The following is a 15,025-nucleotide window of genomic DNA, read 5'->3' on the forward strand; positions in this document are numbered from 1 at the left end:
CGCCACCACGGCCGCCGCGAGCACATGAGTGACACCGTCCAGGCGATCGCCGGGCTTCTCTCACACCAAGAGAGCATCACCCGAATCGATCGGCGAAAGTGAACACCGATCAACTCGGGGCCCTCCACGCACCACCGCCAACCATGCACGAGCTCGTAACGACCTCGTGCACGATAAGGATCCGAGCGCGCCAGCGGAGCCTGCTGTCAAGGGGCGAGGCTGTGACCAGCATGGGTACCCGTGCAGGAGAGCGTCATTCCTTATCGTGCACGGGGTCGTAACTGATCATTACAGAATAAGGTTCGGAGTCGTCGTCAGCAGATGATGCTGCAGGCGAGTCGGAGGAGCCCCAGGTGGAGGTCGGCGCGTATCTCGTAGCGGATCCGGAGCCGCTTGAACTGGTGGAGCCAGGCGAAGGGCCGCTCGACGGCCCAGCGGGTCTTGCCCAGGCCGGGTCCGTGCGAGGCGCCGCGGCGAGCGATCTTCGGTGTGATCCCCCCGAGCCCGGAGCAGGCGGCGGTACTTGTCGAAGTCGTAGCCGCGGTCGGCGAACAGCCCGGCCGGCCGATGACATGGCCGCCCATGCACACCACGGATGCGGGGTATCCCGTCCAGCAGGGGCATCAGCTGGGTGACGTCGTGCCGGTTTCCGCTGGTCAGCGAGACGGCCGAGGGGGTGCCGTGCCGGTCGGTGATCAGGTGGTGCTTGCTGCCCGGACGTGCGCGGTCGACCGGCGAAGGTCCGGTGTGAGCCCCTCTTTGAGAGCTCTGACACGCGAGCCGCCGACCGCCGCGTCGTCCATGTCCAGCAGGCCCGGCGCTCGCAGTCCTGCCAGAAGGATCTCGCGCAGGCGGGGCCACACCGTCCTCGGTCCAGTCCCGCAGACGCCGCCAGGCCCTCACTCCGCTGCAGCCGATCCGCTCCGTGGGCGCATCCGCCCAGTTCACGCCCTTGCGCAGCACGTGAGCGATCCCACGCAGGGCAGCCCGGTCGCCCGTCGGCAGCCGACCGGGACGCCTCCGGTGCCTCGGCGGACGCGGAGGCAGCAATGGGGCTACCCGTTCCCACAGGTCATCGGGCACAAGATCATCCGATCCCCGCACAACTCCGCCGCCGCCAACCCCAACTGCCAAGCCGTACAAGCGAACTCATTCTGAGATGATCAGCTAGTCGCCGAGGACCCGCTCCCACAGCAGCCCGTCCCGCCAGCTCCCGTCGAGAAAGATCGAGGAGTGCGCGACGCCGTACGGGCTGAACCCGTTGCGGCGCAGCACCCGCTGCGACGGCAGATTCTCCAGATTGGTGGACGCCTCGGCGCGGTGCAACCCGAGTTCGTCCGTCATCACCCGGAGTACAAGCCCGACGGCGTGCCCGGCGTGCCCTTGATTCTGGGCGACGCCGGCGATCCAGTATCCGACGGAGCCGCGGCGCAGGTGCGGCTGCGGCAGGATGCCTCCGACGGTGACCTGCCCGATCACCTGGTCGTCGGCGAGCACCACGCCCGGCCAGACCGCGCCGGCCCGGTATCCGGCCAGCAGGCTGTCGATCCGCTCCGTCTGGCCCTCCGGGGTGAAGAAGTCGGCCGGCTGGGCCGGTTCCCACGGTCGGAAAGCCTCGAAGTCCCGCACCCGATGCGCGGCGATCGGGGCGGCGTCGGCGGGCTCGATCAGGCGGATCCCGGTGCTGCTGCGCATGGGCTGATCCTCGTCGCAGTGCGTCGGATGAGACGGCCAGCCTATGCGAGGCTGCCCGCGCCGCCGCACTCTACGCCCGCTGGGCCGTCGAGCGGACCTTCGCCTGGTTCCACCCGTTCAAGCAGCTCCGGATCCGCTACGAGATACGCGCCGACCTCTACTTGGGACTCCTCAAACTCTCCTGCAGCATCATCTGCTGGCGACGACTCCGAACCTCATTCTGAAATGATCAGGTGCGACACGAGGCCGCTCCAAGTAAGAGCGACGGTCAGGCGGAGCTGGCCGCGGCCCGCAACAGGATCCGTGAGCTGGAGGAGGAACGCGACATTCTGCGCAAGGCGGCCCGGTATTTCGCGGCGGAGACGCGCTGGTGAACCGCTGCCAGTTCGTTGAAGACCATCAGCGCCGGTTCGGCGTGAAGCGGCTCTGCGCCATCCTCGGCCTCTCCCGCTCGAGTTTCTCCTACTGGCGCCGCACCGCGGCCGCGTGAGCGGCCCGGCAGACGGCCGAGGCCGGGATCGCGGCCCGGATACGCAAGGTCCACCAGGACCGCGACGGCACTTACGGCTCCCCCAGGATCACCCCCGAACTCCGCGACGAGGGGATACGGATCAACCACAAACGCGTCGCGAGGACCATGCGGACCATCGGGCTCGAGGGAGTCCGTCTTCGCCGTCGGCACCGCACCACCGTCGCGAACCAAGCGGCGTCGAAGGCACCGGATCTGGTCGGCCGTGACTTCACCGCGGCCGCGGTGAACACGAAGTACGTCGGCGACATCACCTATCTGCCGGTCAGCGGCGCGAAACCGCTCTATCTCGCGACGGTCATCGACCTCGCCTCACGGCGGCCGGCCGGGTGGGCCATCGCCGACCACAGGAGAACGGAGCTCGTCATCGACGCCCTCGCGGCCGCCGAACGGACCCGCGGGAGCCTGACCGGAGCGGTGATGCACACCGATCACGGCTCGCAATACGCGAGGAGGACCTTCGCTGAAATCTGCAGGTCAGCAGGGATCCGGCAGAGCGCGGGCGCGGTCGGGTCCAGCGCGGACGACGCCGCTGCAAAGAGCTTCAACGCCGCCTTCAAGAGGGAGACGCTCAAGGGCCGCAAAGACTGGTCGAACGAGCATGAGGCACGACTCGACGTCTTCCGCCGGCTGACCCGGTACGACACCCGCCGCCGGCACTCCCGCCTCGGCCAGCGGTCCCCGATCGCCTACGAGAACGACTACCAACCCTCAGCGACTACCCTGGCCCAAGCCGCGTAGACGTATTCAATATCCGGGGTCAAGGCCCGCTTCCACTTCACCCAGGAGTTGGGCAACCGCTTCGGCCCGCCCACCGACAGCCGGCCCGAAAGTGCGGAGCAGGTGATCCTGTTCTTCGCGATCGTCGTCAACGCGCTGGGCGCGGATGAGGCGGCGCGGTGGTTCGAGACAGCCTACGGAGCCCACCAGCAGGTGGTCGCCGCAGAGGAGGCTCGTACTGTGCACTTCGGCTTCGCTGGTCATCTTGATGGGAAGACCGAGGCGTACCGTCAGCCGTCTCCTCCCGTTGTGGCCGCCTTCGAAGCGACGAAGGCGCTACACGAGGTCACGCGCCAGGACGCTGCCGCCGACGTCGACGTGTTCTTCGACAGCGCTCTGCGGGCGTGCGCGCGTAACGCTGGTCAGCCCGACAGCACGCCGGTGGCAGCAGGCGCGAGCCCGTAGCCGATCCGGGCGCAGCGACAGTCGACGGCTCGGCGGAGCCGGTCTTCTGGGTGGTGCAAATGCTGCGCTGTACGCCAGGCCCACCCTGCGGCCCCTCCAAGGGGACCAGGAGCGCGTGGTCCAGGGTGTCGAACCCTGCATGAGGCAGCCATACTCTGCATCTGATCTCGCGTTGGTCAGAATGACCTTGAATCGGGGGGCGGAATCGTGGTGTCCGTGCGGAGGCGGCGTCGGCGCGAGCGGGGCGAACTGGTCAGCCTCTACCAGGTGTACCGGTTGCACGGCGAGTGGGATCGTGCGCGGCGGACCGGGCTGTGGTTCATCGTGACCGCCCGGCTCGCTGCGGGCGCCGCGGTGCTGCTGGGGCTGCTGGCCGGAGTGCTGCTGTGGTGGCGGCCTGGCCCAGCAGGGCAGCAGCAGGCGCTGGTCGCCGGCGGTGCGGCGCTGGGCCTGGGGGTGCTGTGGGTGGTAGTGGTGTGGCGCGCGGTCCGCTGGCTGAACGGCGGCATGATCGCCGACAGCGGCAGTAAGCCGGAGATCGTGGCCGCCGGGCTGGAGCCCGACGACTCGGGGGAACCCGAGTGGCTGTGGAACACGCTGCGGCTGGCACACCTGGTGCTGCTGTGCGTTCCGATAGCCGGACTGCTGCTCACCCTGGCAAGCGCCGCGGCGACGTCCGAGCAGACGGTGACGGGGTTCGGCGCGACGCGGTGGGTGGTCACCGGGTTCAGCCTGCTGACGACCGGCCTCATGGGCGGAATCATCGGCGGCCTGGCCTTCGGCATGGTCAACTCCAGCAAGGAGTGCTGGACCCCGCGCGGAGCCGTGCGACGGCTGCTGGTGTACGCGGTGCCGTTCCTGCTTGCCGCGCCGTGGCTCGCCGGCCTGCACACCAACTGGAGCAGCACGCTCGCCGGTGCGGCCGTGCTCTGGTTGCTCATCGGTCCGATCGAACATGTCGCGAAGCACATACCCGGCTCGTCAGCCGATTGATCAGCGGGTCGTCCTCGCCGCCGGCGGCGGTTCCCTCTTCCACCCGGGCGAGGAGCACGCGGTCGGCCTGGTCCAGGACGTCGAACCGGAAACCGTCGCACGCCGGGGCGCTCACCCCCGTCAGGGGTGTCAGCCACAGATCGGCGCGCGATTGGAAGGACGTCCTCAGCCAGCCGGAAGTCCAAGTCGATCCACCCCCCGTCCCCCTTGTTCCGGGTGACCACGGCGGGTTCGGAGGAGATGAAGGTCTTCGGGGCGGACCAGGAGGAGGGGTTGGACGGGCCGGTCGTCGTTGGAGTAGGTGGGCGGGCCGGTCTGGTAGACCATGTACCAGAGGTTCTGCGGGGCGAAGCAGAAGACCTGGGGCGCGGCCCGGTAACCGGTGCCGATGGCGGAGGAGTCCAGGTAGTGCTGGGTCGCCGAGGCGGCGTTCGCCCACTTGTCGAAGCTGAAGTACTCCAGGTTCCAGCCCCCGGACGTGCTCGCCGTGGTGGCGTAGACGTGGTACTTGCCGTTGTACCGGATGACTGAGTAGTCCTTGATCGACGCGAGGCTGTGCGAGGGGCTCGACTTCGGGCCCGCCAGTACCCCGGTCGACACGCAGGAGTACGAGGAGGGCAGGGAGGTCGACACGGTCCCGACCTTGACCAGCTGCCACTGCTGGCCGGTTCCGTCGTGGTCCGTGTACTGGTCGACGGCCGCGGCGTCGGCCGTGGAGGCACCTGCGAGCCCGACGGCCTCGCCACTGTTGCGGTTGATCAGGCGCACGTACCCGCCGGCGGAGTCCGTCAGGGAGAACTGCTGGCTGGTCCCGTTCGCGTCGTCCCACTGCTGGATCCGGGCGCTGTCGGCCGTCGACTGGGCGGACACGTCGAGCACCTTGCCGGTGAAGCGGGAACGCAGCCGGTAATGGCCGCTTCCGGAGTCGACGAAGCGCCACTGCTGCCAGGCGCCGTCGTTGCGGGTGTACTGCTGCAGTCCGACGCCGTTGTCGGCGTCCCGGTTGGTGACGTCCAGCGCCTTGCCGCTGTTGCGGTTGACCAGCACGTACCAGGCACCGGTGTCGACCGAGGCCGCCGACGCGGGCGTCGTGGTGAGGGCGAGGCACAGGCCGGCGAGCAGCGCCGTCACCGTCATCCCGACCGTGCTTCGTCGCCGGCGCCACAGCACGCCTTCACGCCTCTTCCTGCCTGTAGCCATGTGTCTCCTCCTGGGCTCGCGGTTCTGCCGCCTCACGGCGCGAGGCGGGGGCGGGGAAACGTGCCGTCGGGCATCCGCCGTTCGAGCAGACGCGGGCGACTGCCCTGGCCGGCCGCAGTCGGTGTGGTCACCGTCGTCATGGCGGTGCTCACGCCGTACGTGTTCCGCCCCAGCCGCGGCGCACTGCGGCCCGCACCGGCCCGCTCGGCACGCGCCCGTCGAAGAGCGGCCGCCTCAGTGGCTGCGGCCTGGCGGCGTCGCTGGACGCGGGCCACCTCAATCGGGGCCGGCCCGCCGCCCGGGACCGGCTCCAGGTCGGAAAACACGCGTCGGCCGAGTTCGCGCAGGGCACGGTGGTTCTGCCGCTCCACCGCTTCCGCGACAGCTGGGCCCACCCGCCGCTCGGTCCGCCCGCCGCTCGGTCCAGACGGTCCGGTGCGCGGCGAGGTTGTGGACAGGGTTCGTCGCTGACCGCTGTCTCAAGATCTTCGGGCGGGTCAGTTGCGGCAGGTGCAGGCCCCGTTGTCCTAGCTCAGACACCAGCCGCAAAATAGCGGGGATCACGTACTCACCAGTGTGGTCCCCGGACCCCTCGGGCGGCCGGGCGGTGCCGGCGCAGGTCACGCCCGCCGGTGCCGAGCTGGTCGAGTCGCGGCGAAAGGAGGGCATCGACTGCCTGGCCGGCCTGACCGGCCAGGGCGACCCGCACCACCGGCAGGCACCCGCCGCGTCGCTGCCCGCACTCCTTGAAATGGCCCGGCTCGCCGCCCAACCACCCAACAGGCCGACGGCACCGCTTCCCCTATCCAGTAAGGAACCACGCCATGACCACCCCGCACGCCTTCCCTCTGGAGCCCACCCCTGTCCATGTGCCCGATGAGGTCCTCGATGACCTGCGCGCCCGTCTCACATTGACCCGTCCGCCGCTGGACGAGGGCAATGAGGACTGGTCGTACGGCGTCCCGGACAGCTATCTGCGTGAGCTGGTCGCCTACTGGCGGGACGGCTACGACTGGCGCAAGGCAGAGGCCGCCATCAACGCCTACGAGCACTACCAGGTGGGCGTCGCCGGTGTACCGGTGCACTTCATGCGCAAGCCCGGCCGCGGCCCCCGCCCGATCCCGTTGATCCTCACCCACGGCTGGCCGTGGACGTTCTGGCACTGGTCGAAGGTGATCGACCCGCTCGCCGACCCGGCCGCGTTCGGCGGTGACCCCGCCGACGCGTTCGACGTCATCGTGCCGTCCCTGCCCGGCTTCGGTTTCCCCGGCCCGCTCACCGGCTTTTCGGACGTCAACTTCTGGAAGGTCTCCGACCTCTGGCACACCCTGATGACCGAGACCCTGGGATACGAGAAATACGCCGCCGGTGGCTGCGACATCGGCGGGATCGTCTCCAGCCAGCTCGGCCACAAGTACGCCGACGAGCTGTACGGCATCCACATCGGCTCCGGGCTGCCGCTCGACTTCTTCACCGGCCCCCGCGCCTGGGACTTCGCCCGGAACCGGCCCCTCACCGACGACCAGCCCGCCGACATCCGCGCCCGCATCATCGAGCTGGACCACCGCTCGGCGTCCCACCTCGCCGTACACATGCTCGACGGCGCCACCCTGGCCCACGGGCTGAGCGACTCACCCGCCGGACTGCTCGCCTGGCTGCTGGAGCGCTGGAACGCCTGGAGCGAGAACGGCGGCGACCTCGAGTCCGTCTTCACCAAGGACGACCTGCTCACCCACGCCACGATCTACTGGGCGAACAACTCCATCGCCACGTCGATGCGTTACTACGCCAACGCCAACCGCTACCCCTGGGCCCCCGCCCACGACCGCACCCCGGTCGTGCAGGCCCCGGTCGGCCTCACCTTCCTCACGTACGAGAACCCGCCCGGCATCCACACCGCCAACGAGCGCGTCCAGGCATTCAAGACCGGCCCGCAGGCCGATTGGTTCAACCACGTCAACGTCAACGCCCACGACCACGGCGGCCACTTCATCCCCTGGGAGAACCCCGACGCCTGGGTGAGCGACCTGCGCCGCACCTTCCACGACCGCAGGCCCTGCTGACGAGCGAGTCCGTGCCGCGGTCCGCGGGAGCGCTGCTGCCTGCCTCCCCGTGCGGTCCGCGGCGCAGACCCTCGAGGGTTGCCGTCACCTTATGGAGCGGAAGTCCGGTGCCTGGTCGGCGGCGAGGAACCGGAACGCGATGTCGTCGGCGCACTTGCACTCGATCGCCCGCGAGGAGCGGGCGCCGGTGGTGCAGCCGTAGATCAGCGGACGCAACACCAAGCTGTCCGAACAACACATCCAGACCCCCTGCTCAGCCTTCCCCTCTCGGCACGGGGCGCAGGTGTGCCGGTGCGCTGGGCGGTCTTTCGACCTGACGGATCGGAAGGGGCGGTTGGAAGCCCGTCGCCGGACCGCCGGCCGGCCATCACGCGGCACGTCGGCGATCGGGCTTGGCTCTCCCTGCCACAGCTCGACACACCGGAGGCACGCCACCGTGCTTGGCCGACGGCTGTGGGCGGGTGGGACCGCCCGCTTCGCCTCCGCGAAACGGGCGGCGCCGGGCACGGCTCAGTAGAGCTTGTTGACAGCCGTAACAGTGGTCGTCTTGAAGTCCGCGACCTGCGCGTGTGCGAAGGTGCCCATCTGGGCCCACCGGACATACGTCACGGTCCTGCCGTCCCGGCCCACCGAGAACAGGCTGACGTCGGAGGAGCCCCAGTCGGACACGGTGTGCAGACCGTGGACGGTGGCGCCCTCCTCGACACGGATCTTGCCGTAGTTCTTCTGGGTCGCTGTGAGGCCGGGGTTCTCCGCCATGAGCCGCTCGGCACAGTCGGCGATCTTCCGGCGCAGCAGGCCGGCGAACTCCTTGGCCCGCTGCTCGTCGCGCTCGACCACGGTGACCTGCGAGCCATTGGTGTCGTACTCGGTCCAGTACTCGCGGTGGCTGGAGGTGGACGGCAGTGCCTCTCCCCCGCAGACCGGAGAGTGCTCGGGCTGTCCTGCAGTGACCGGGCCGGCGTACCAGGGCGAGGTCGGGTGGGGCGGCAACTCGGCCGGCTCCAGGAACCGGGGAGAGCCGGCCGCCGTCGCAGGGGCGGCGGCCAGTGCGACGGCGGTCCCGGCGGCCAGCGCGGCCAGCGCGAGTCGGGTACCGCGCGTACGAACGTTCATGATTCCCCCATGCGTTGCTGTCGAGGCGACCGGATGCGGAGGACGGGACCCAGTCGGGCGACCCGCCGGAACGCTTCTGGTCATTACAGCTTGTACGACCCGCTACGGGGTTCTTCCGTTGCCCTGCACCCTTGCTACAGCTACGTCACGAAGGTCACCGAACGGCAACGCCCCACACCGCTCGACCGATCGGTGTCCGGAAATCCCGGGCTCGGCCTCCCCGTCCTCGAACAGCTTCAGCAGCGCCTTCGGATCGCAGGGCGGCCGCTCGCCGATCGCCCTGTCGACCGCCCATGGAAGGGCCGGAAAGTGCTGTGTCGGCTGAGCTGATTATGGGGAGGTACGAGCGGTCCGGCAACTGAACGTAGTCAGGGAGTCACGTGTGGTGGAAACAGGCGTTCGACGAGGCGCTGGGGGAACTGAGGGAAGCACGCAAGCAACTGGAACGCCTGGACGACCCGACAGTGGGTCTGCCTGCGTTGCACGGCGAACTCACGCAGGCCCGCATGAAGATCCAGGAGGTCGTCCAGAACGGTGTCACCGGGCTGCGCGAGGAGAACCGGGAGCTGCGCCGCCGCCAGGACAAGATGATCGCCGACCTGCAGGAGGGCCGGGAGGAAACACGGGAGGAGACAGAGCAGCTGCGCGAACTCGCCGACACCCTGCGCGGCCTCGCCACAGCGCCAGCTGCCGCTCCGCAGCAGCCCCCGCCCCGGGCCGGGGAAGTCGCCGGGCCCGGTCCGGACGGCGACGCGGACATCACCGGATTGTCCCGGCGGACAGTGCCCGACCGTGAAGAGGAGGGGGAGAACGTGGAGCACGCTGAAGGCCAGGATCCGCATCCGTGGAAGGCGACCGGGAGCGAGGGGGCGGAGGCCGGCCTGAAGAACGCCATCGAGGCCGCCTACCGCGCCACGGCCACCGGGCCCGCACCCGGGCCCACCGCCTCCGGGCAAACGCCCGAACCCCAGCCTGAGGACTCGAAGGTCGCGCACGGGGTCCTCCTGCTGAAAGCAGCCGGCGTCGCCTCGGCCGAGCTGGTCCTGCACCGCGACACCTGGGAGTTCCTCTCCTCCCTCGCCGTCGACCACGGCCACTTCCGTACTCCGCCCGCCGTGGAGGACGTCAAGGAGGGCCGCATCCAGGCCGCCCTCTCGGGGCGCTCGCTCATCGCCGTTCTGATCGAGCTCTGGAACACCCGAACCACCGCCACCGTCCTGGAAGCCGACTGGGCTCTGGCCACCACCGCCTATAACCGGATCGCGGCCGAGCTCGCCGGCGCCACCGGCTCCGGGGAAACCATCCGCATCACCCTGGACGACGGGCTCGGCCACGCCGGTACCGACGAGGACTGAGGCACCCGCGGGCAGGCCCGCGCCAGGCGGGCCTGCCACGCTCACGCCGAGTGCGTTCTCCGACGAGCGGACTTCGCTGATCGCGTCCGCTCGGGCCCGAGAGCCCCGTACGGTCATTCCACGGATGCCGACCGGGTGGTGACACCAGGTCAGGCATGGGAGGGGATCCGAGGATGGTCAATGCCCGTACGTACCCGCTGTGACGGGATCTCGCGATGAGCGAGGACCTCCCCACGGAAGCCCTCAAGACGGTGATCGAGGCTCTGTGCGCCCCGGCGGAGAGTCCGCACGGCATTGACTCTCATGCCCAGGATCAGGAACTGGAAGGAACTGACCTTCTACCGGCCTTCCAAGCAGACGGAGTACGTGCACATCGACGCCCTGTTCGGCGAGCCGGGCAAGCACGTCATCGACTTCGACCTGATCGAGTCCCAGTTCCGCCACCTGATGCGCGTGGCCGTCTCGGTACGCGAGGGCACCGTCTCCTCCTCCACACTGCTCAAGCGTCTGCGCTCCGGGTCGAGGAAGAACGCCACCTACCCCGTCTTCCGCGAGGTCGGCCGCGTGATCCGCACCGTCCAACTGCTGCGCTACCTCTCCGACGCGCCGCTTCGCCGGCGGGTGACCGCGGCGTCATCGCCGACAACGACCCCGTCGAGCAGAAGAAGGCGATGAAGTTCAACGCGCTGCTCACGAACGCGGTGATCTTCCACAACGCCCTGGACATCGCGGAGATCGTGCGGCAGCTACTGGAGGAGGGACGGGAGATCGCCCCGGAGGACCTGGCGCACATCTCGCCGTACCTGACCGAACACATCAACCGGTTCGGCGAGTACAGCACCCACGAACTCGGCAACCAGCCCGACGCGTACGACCCGAAACTCGACGTCGACTTCACCCCGCTGCGCGACCAGGACCTGACTGCCGCCGGTCTCGGCCAAGCCGCCTGAACCGAGAGGTGAACTAGCTGGTGACGCCCTTCACAGGAGCGGACCGGTATACCCCGGAATCCTGCTGCGAGGGTCAGCCTCCAACACCGTGGCCTGGGCAGGTGATCCGATAGTGCTGCCGTGGGGACGGGTTTGTGACGGTTCTTGTGAGCCCTCGCCGTATTCGGGATACCCGGGCTGTTCTGCCAGCGGCAGAACACCGGCCGGACCGGGCTCGACGATCACTACAGTCCAGACTCATGACAACGATTACGACGCGTACGGTCGAGTATCCGGCCGACGGTTTGACGATGATCGGGCACCTCGCGCTCCCGGCCGGTGTCGACCGCCGGCCCGCGGTGCTGCTCGGACCAGAGGGCATGGGGCTCAGCGACGTCGAGCGCCGCAGGGCCGATGCTCTCGCCGAGCTGGGATATGCAGCGCTGGCCTTCGACCTTCACGGTGGGCGCTATTTGGGCGACCCCGAGGAGATGCTGGCCCGTTGCATGCCGCTGCTCGCCGACCCCGACCGGATGCGAGGCATCGGCCACGCGGCGCTCGACGTGTTGCGCACCGAACCGCGGACCGACCCCGACCGGATAGCCGCCGTCGGCTACGGCACCGGGGGCGCCATCGCACTGGAACTCGGGCGCGATGGCGTCAACCTGCGCGCGATCGGGACAGTCAACGCAACTACCACGGGCCGACCGGGCGAGGCGGCGCGCATTCGCTGCCCGGTGTGGGCCGGGGTCGGGTCGGAAGACCCGATCATGCCGCCCGCGCAACGGAACGCGTTCACCGCTGAGATGCAGGCCGCGGGCGTCGACTGGCGCCTCGCGGTCTACGGCGGCGCCTTGCACGCCTTCCACCACCCGCCGGTCGACCACCCCGTGGTCCCCGGCGTCGGCTACCACCCACAGCACGCACAGCGAGCCTGGCGCGACGTCGTCGACCTGCTCGCCGAGTGCCTGCCCGTGACGGAGGACCTGGGGATATGACCCAGGCGAACACGCTGGCGCCAGGCCTGGTCGCCGTCGGGCACTGACAATCCCCTCCCCTCAAGTCCGCACAGCAGAACCGCATCCGGGCAGATGCTCGAATGTGGAGACGTAAGCACAACTGCCGCAGTAAATGCCGGATTTACTGCGGCGGAGCCTCTACGGTGACCTTCGCGACCTGCGGCGGGACATTCCTTCTCCGCGGACTTCCGCCCGCGACCAGCACGAGCACCCTGCGATCCGACACCAGCCCTTTGACCTGCGACTTCAAGTCGGCGGAGTCTCAGCGCATGCAGCGGCTGTGCATGGATCTCGCCCGGAACATCACAGAACTGCGATGTTATGCAGCCACCGGGACGGGCCCACGGCCTGCTGGCTACCGCGGAGCAGCAGGTGCTGGCTGGGAGTAGCACGGCCCGGGCGGCGAACAGCAGCTACCCGTCGCTGTACGGCCGGGCCGGCCTGCTGCCCGTGCAGCATCCGTGTGCCGCCTGGCCCGTGCAGATGCTGCGCCGCACCCGCGACACCAGCCTGCTGCGGCGCCCTGGGACCCACGACCAGGTTCTGGCCGGGCGGGGTGATCAGCACACCCTTACCCACAGGGAGCTGATGTTGTCGTTTCGGTTGTACTGGGAGGTATTGCCCTTCCAGTTCCCTACTGGCCACGTGGAGCCTTGCTTGTAGGTGTCCAGGTACGTGCAGACCGTCCTGCCAGTCCTGTTCCATACCGAGGAGACTTTGTCGTTCAGGCGGTAGTCGCCCAGATTATCGGTGCCACTCCGGAAGTACGCCGCTCCGCCGTATCCGTTGTCGTGCTCATAGACGCAGAACTCGCCGACCTCGCAGTCTCGCCACGGTGTCTCGGCGGCAGGTGCCGCTGCTGCCGCTGGTGCGGTAAGCGCTGCGGACATGGCCAAGCCCGCCGCAGCGGTGAGGGTGAGGAGGGAGCGTCGCAGTGACATCACAAGATCCGCCTTTAGTTGGGAACATGTGGATTCCTTCCGAGCCACTAGAGCAGCTGAATGCCGGGAACCACATGCGAGAACAAGCCTTTGTTGCGGGCCGCATATAGCCGTATCTCCCCTGCGGGTTCACAAACATGATGCTTCTCCCTGGGAACCGCCGGACGCGCACCGGTCGAGCACGGCTTCGCCCGCCTCAAGAACTGGCGGATCCTCACCACACTCCGTACCGGTCCCGACCACGCCACCCAGCTCCTGCGCGCTCTGCTCGTCCTGACACACCTTGAAGTCGACCGCTGACGGACGGTCTTCTCCGAGGGCTTCCGCCCGCGACCAGCACGAGTACCCTGCGATCCGATCACACCAGCCCCTTGACCTGCGGCTTCAAGTCGGCGGAGTCCCACTGCTCTGCATCCCTGGGTGAGACTCCTGAACGCGGCGCTTCCCGATCTCGGGTGTAGGCGACGGTGGGGAGATTTCTACCAGGAGACGAACCCGCGGCCCGCGATCGTGTGTCCTGAGTGCAGGTGGAGCGTGCATGCCAAGTTGTCACCGCTGCGGGTCAAGTTCTTCTGCCACGCCCCTGGCCGGCCGGACTCGTGCACGCTCACGCATGAGTCGATGGAGCACCATTTGCTCAAGCTCGTAAAGGCTGTCCCGTCATGCTGGTTGCGCCTGAGCCGACCCCGGTCGGCGGGCACCGCGGCAGGCGTTATCGGTGCCTGAGGGCACACTGGCGCTATGAGCTACCCCTCGCCCACCGCAGCCGATACGTTCCACCGCTCCCTTGTCTGGGTGTCTGGGCGGAGTCGATGGGCGGCCCTTTGATCGTCATCCCCGTCTCCGCGCTGGATGCATGGCGTGGGTGCACGGGGAGTGGGATGGTCGCGGGGGGGGGGTGCGACCGATGCGGACGACTACGACAGGGCCTGTGCAGTGGACGATCTGGCCGGCGTGATCGCCGTTGGTGAGGGCGGGGCGCAGGCATTGGTGTTGGGGGACGAGCCCGCCACCACCTGCTACCTGCCCGAGCATCGCGCCTTCCTGCGCTGGCTGGCCGCCGGCTCCGCGACCGGACTCAAAGCCGCGGCCGAGGTCGTCCTCGCGGATTCCGCCACCCGGTGGGAGGAATGCGAGGCGTGGAGCACGGACGGCCCCGCTGTGCTCATGGACTCCGCCGAGGCAGGCACCGAGCTGAACGCGGAGCACCCGGGTGGGGGGGGTTGCCTGCGCAGGCACCGGTTCCGCTGCCCGCCGGCCGCTGGAGGGTCCGCGCCGTCCACACCGAGGCGGACGAGGAGAACTGGGTCGGCCTGGTCCAGATCCTGCCCGTCGAGGACTGAACAGGCAGTATCCGTGCTGGGGTGCCGTGTCAGGCGGTCGGATTCCTCCACAGATGCCGCTCGTCGAGGGTCCCGAACCGTACGTCACCGCGATCAAGGTCGACCAGGATGGGCCAGCAGCCCAGCAGTTGTTGCCTCCCCTCGCGCGAGGCGAGGTACTGCACAGAGTTGTAGGGCACGATCAGGAGGCCGTTGCTCTCGCGGACACGTGCGGAGTCGATGGCAAGGGGCGGCTCGTCGTCGCGCTGGCTGTGCGCGAGGAACTCGACCGCGATTCTTAGGGCCTCTTCCTGTTCCAGGACGCCTCTCCAGTCCGCCGGCCGTGAAGCGCACCCGAACCGTCTTGGGATGATCTTCTGACCGACATCGGCGCCGGCGCCGACGGCACCGTCTGGGGCGTCGACTCCGTCGGCAACATCTACCGCTACACCGGCGACCAGCCCGGCTGACCCACCCCGCTCCACAAAGGTCACCAGTACGCCGCGCAACGCCCCCAGCGGCACCGCGGCGCACGCTCTCTCCTGACGGGCAGTCCTAGCAGCCCGTCCAGCGGGCCGCCGGTCAGTACCGGCGGGACAAAGACCGCCGCCCGGCACTTCTCCCGCCGCCTGGTGAGGAAGAGGCGTGCGGTCCCGCGGGTGGTCGTCACGGACGGGC

At 68.9% G+C, this 15,025-nt stretch carries 14 protein-coding genes and 4 pseudogenes; 9 read left to right on the forward strand and 9 right to left on the reverse strand.

The annotated features are described in order from the left end of the window. Positions 1–314 precede the first annotated feature (314 nt). The 3 genes and pseudogenes from ACWDZ4_RS34425 to ACWDZ4_RS34435 form a co-directional block, all read right to left on the reverse strand. Complete coding sequence (locus ACWDZ4_RS34425; protein WP_451512341.1) at positions 315–584, reverse strand: transposase; 270 nt, start codon at positions 582–584, stop codon at positions 315–317. Then, positions 523–1,104: pseudogene (locus ACWDZ4_RS34430) on the reverse strand (transposase); the annotation flags it as partial. The gene ACWDZ4_RS34425 and the pseudogene ACWDZ4_RS34430, both read right to left, overlap by 62 nt. Before the next feature lie 63 nt (positions 1,105–1,167). Beyond that, positions 1,168–1,695 carry a GNAT family N-acetyltransferase gene (locus ACWDZ4_RS34435; RefSeq protein WP_451512329.1) on the reverse strand — a complete coding sequence of 176 codons (528 nt, stop codon included), beginning with the start codon at positions 1,693–1,695 and terminating at the stop codon, positions 1,168–1,170. A gap of 529 nt (positions 1,696–2,224) precedes the next feature. Here ACWDZ4_RS34435 and ACWDZ4_RS34440 point away from each other — a divergent pair. The 3 genes from ACWDZ4_RS34440 to ACWDZ4_RS34450 all read left to right on the forward strand — a co-directional run bounded on the left by ACWDZ4_RS34440 (position 2,225) and on the right by ACWDZ4_RS34450 (position 4,402). Further along, the gene (locus tag ACWDZ4_RS34440) at positions 2,225–2,965 is read left to right on the forward strand and encodes an IS3 family transposase (protein ID WP_451512342.1); all 741 of its coding nucleotides are present in this window, start codon (positions 2,225–2,227) and stop codon (positions 2,963–2,965) included. 48 nt (positions 2,966–3,013) lie between these two features. Then, on the forward strand, positions 3,014–3,409 hold the full coding sequence (locus ACWDZ4_RS34445; RefSeq protein WP_451512330.1) for a hypothetical protein: 396 nt from the start codon (positions 3,014–3,016) through the stop codon (positions 3,407–3,409). A 216-nt stretch (positions 3,410–3,625) separates the two neighbouring features. Continuing rightward, positions 3,626–4,402, forward strand: coding sequence for a hypothetical protein (locus ACWDZ4_RS34450; protein WP_451512331.1), 777 nt, complete (start codon positions 3,626–3,628; stop codon positions 4,400–4,402). A 165-nt stretch (positions 4,403–4,567) separates the two neighbouring features. Here ACWDZ4_RS34450 and ACWDZ4_RS34455 read toward each other — a convergent pair whose 3' ends face one another. Next, positions 4,568–5,602, reverse strand: coding sequence for a non-reducing end alpha-L-arabinofuranosidase family hydrolase (locus tag ACWDZ4_RS34455; RefSeq protein WP_451512332.1), 1,035 nt, complete (start codon positions 5,600–5,602; stop codon positions 4,568–4,570). An 824-nt stretch (positions 5,603–6,426) separates the two neighbouring features. Here ACWDZ4_RS34455 and ACWDZ4_RS34460 point away from each other — a divergent pair. Next, on the forward strand, positions 6,427–7,665 hold the full coding sequence (locus ACWDZ4_RS34460; protein WP_451512333.1) for an epoxide hydrolase family protein: 1,239 nt from the start codon (positions 6,427–6,429) through the stop codon (positions 7,663–7,665). A gap of 90 nt (positions 7,666–7,755) precedes the next feature. On the opposite strand, the pseudogene ACWDZ4_RS34465 reads toward ACWDZ4_RS34460, so the two are convergent. Then, a pseudogene (locus tag ACWDZ4_RS34465) lies at positions 7,756–7,887 on the reverse strand (transposase); the annotation flags it as partial. Between the two features lie 288 nt (positions 7,888–8,175). Then, complete coding sequence (locus ACWDZ4_RS34470) at positions 8,176–8,781, reverse strand: hypothetical protein (RefSeq protein ID WP_451512334.1); 606 nt, start codon at positions 8,779–8,781, stop codon at positions 8,176–8,178. Positions 8,782–9,161: 380 nt separating this feature from the next. Between ACWDZ4_RS34470 and ACWDZ4_RS34475 the strand changes: the two genes are divergently transcribed. The 3 genes and pseudogenes from ACWDZ4_RS34475 to ACWDZ4_RS34485 all read left to right on the forward strand — a co-directional run bounded on the left by ACWDZ4_RS34475 (position 9,162) and on the right by ACWDZ4_RS34485 (position 12,063). Further along, positions 9,162–10,136, forward strand: a complete 975-nt coding sequence (locus ACWDZ4_RS34475; RefSeq protein WP_451512335.1) for a hypothetical protein — start codon at positions 9,162–9,164, stop codon at positions 10,134–10,136. Between the two features lie 303 nt (positions 10,137–10,439). Next, positions 10,440–11,086 (forward strand): annotated as a pseudogene (locus tag ACWDZ4_RS34480) (Tn3 family transposase). Positions 11,087–11,325: 239 nt separating this feature from the next. Next, entirely contained in the window at positions 11,326–12,063 is a 738-nt protein-coding gene (locus ACWDZ4_RS34485; protein WP_451512336.1) for a dienelactone hydrolase family protein, read from the forward strand. 581 nt (positions 12,064–12,644) lie between these two features. Here ACWDZ4_RS34485 and ACWDZ4_RS34490 read toward each other — a convergent pair. Then, positions 12,645–13,025 carry a peptidase inhibitor family I36 protein gene (locus ACWDZ4_RS34490; RefSeq protein ID WP_451512337.1) on the reverse strand — a complete coding sequence of 127 codons (381 nt, stop codon included), beginning with the start codon at positions 13,023–13,025 and terminating at the stop codon, positions 12,645–12,647. Positions 13,026–13,687: 662 nt separating this feature from the next. On the opposite strand from ACWDZ4_RS34490, the gene ACWDZ4_RS34495 reads away from it, so the two are divergent. Together ACWDZ4_RS34495 and ACWDZ4_RS34500 are read left to right on the forward strand one after the other, a co-directional pair. After that, entirely contained in the window at positions 13,688–13,996 is a 309-nt protein-coding gene (locus tag ACWDZ4_RS34495) for an Imm21 family immunity protein (RefSeq protein ID WP_451512338.1), read from the forward strand. Then, positions 13,878–14,168, forward strand: a pseudogene (locus tag ACWDZ4_RS34500) (Imm21 family immunity protein); the annotation flags it as partial. The gene ACWDZ4_RS34495 and the pseudogene ACWDZ4_RS34500, both read left to right, overlap by 119 nt. A gap of 229 nt (positions 14,169–14,397) precedes the next feature. Here the strand turns inward: ACWDZ4_RS34500 and ACWDZ4_RS34505 are convergent. Next, positions 14,398–14,841 (reverse strand): hypothetical protein, encoded by a 444-nt coding sequence (locus ACWDZ4_RS34505; RefSeq protein ID WP_451512339.1) that lies wholly within the window; start codon positions 14,839–14,841, stop codon positions 14,398–14,400. Beyond that, the coding region (locus ACWDZ4_RS34510) for a hypothetical protein (RefSeq protein WP_451512340.1) at positions 14,838–15,025 on the reverse strand (188 nt) is incomplete at its 5' end. The genes ACWDZ4_RS34510 and ACWDZ4_RS34505, both read right to left, overlap by 4 nt.

This window comes from Streptomyces sp. NPDC003016 (assembly GCF_053591455.1).

Bases quoted from the DNA above. Each gene is read 5' to 3' on its own strand.
- ACWDZ4_RS34425 (WP_451512341.1), bottom strand. From the start codon at position 584: ATGGGCGGCCATGTCATCGGCCGGCCGGGCTGTTCGCCGACCGCGGCT.
- ACWDZ4_RS34435 (WP_451512329.1), bottom strand. From the start codon at position 1,695: ATGCGCAGCAGCACCGGGATCCGCCTGATCGAGCCCGCCGACGCCGCC.
- ACWDZ4_RS34455 (WP_451512332.1), bottom strand. From the start codon at position 5,602: ATGGCTACAGGCAGGAAGAGGCGTGAAGGCGTGCTGTGGCGCCGGCGA.
- ACWDZ4_RS34460 (WP_451512333.1), top strand. From the start codon at position 6,427: ATGACCACCCCGCACGCCTTCCCTCTGGAGCCCACCCCTGTCCATGTG.
- ACWDZ4_RS34470 (WP_451512334.1), bottom strand. From the start codon at position 8,781: ATGAACGTTCGTACGCGCGGTACCCGACTCGCGCTGGCCGCGCTGGCC.
- ACWDZ4_RS34485 (WP_451512336.1), top strand. From the start codon at position 11,326: ATGACAACGATTACGACGCGTACGGTCGAGTATCCGGCCGACGGTTTG.
- ACWDZ4_RS34490 (WP_451512337.1), bottom strand. From the start codon at position 13,025: ATGTCACTGCGACGCTCCCTCCTCACCCTCACCGCTGCGGCGGGCTTG.
- ACWDZ4_RS34495 (WP_451512338.1), top strand. From the start codon at position 13,688: ATGCTGGTTGCGCCTGAGCCGACCCCGGTCGGCGGGCACCGCGGCAGG.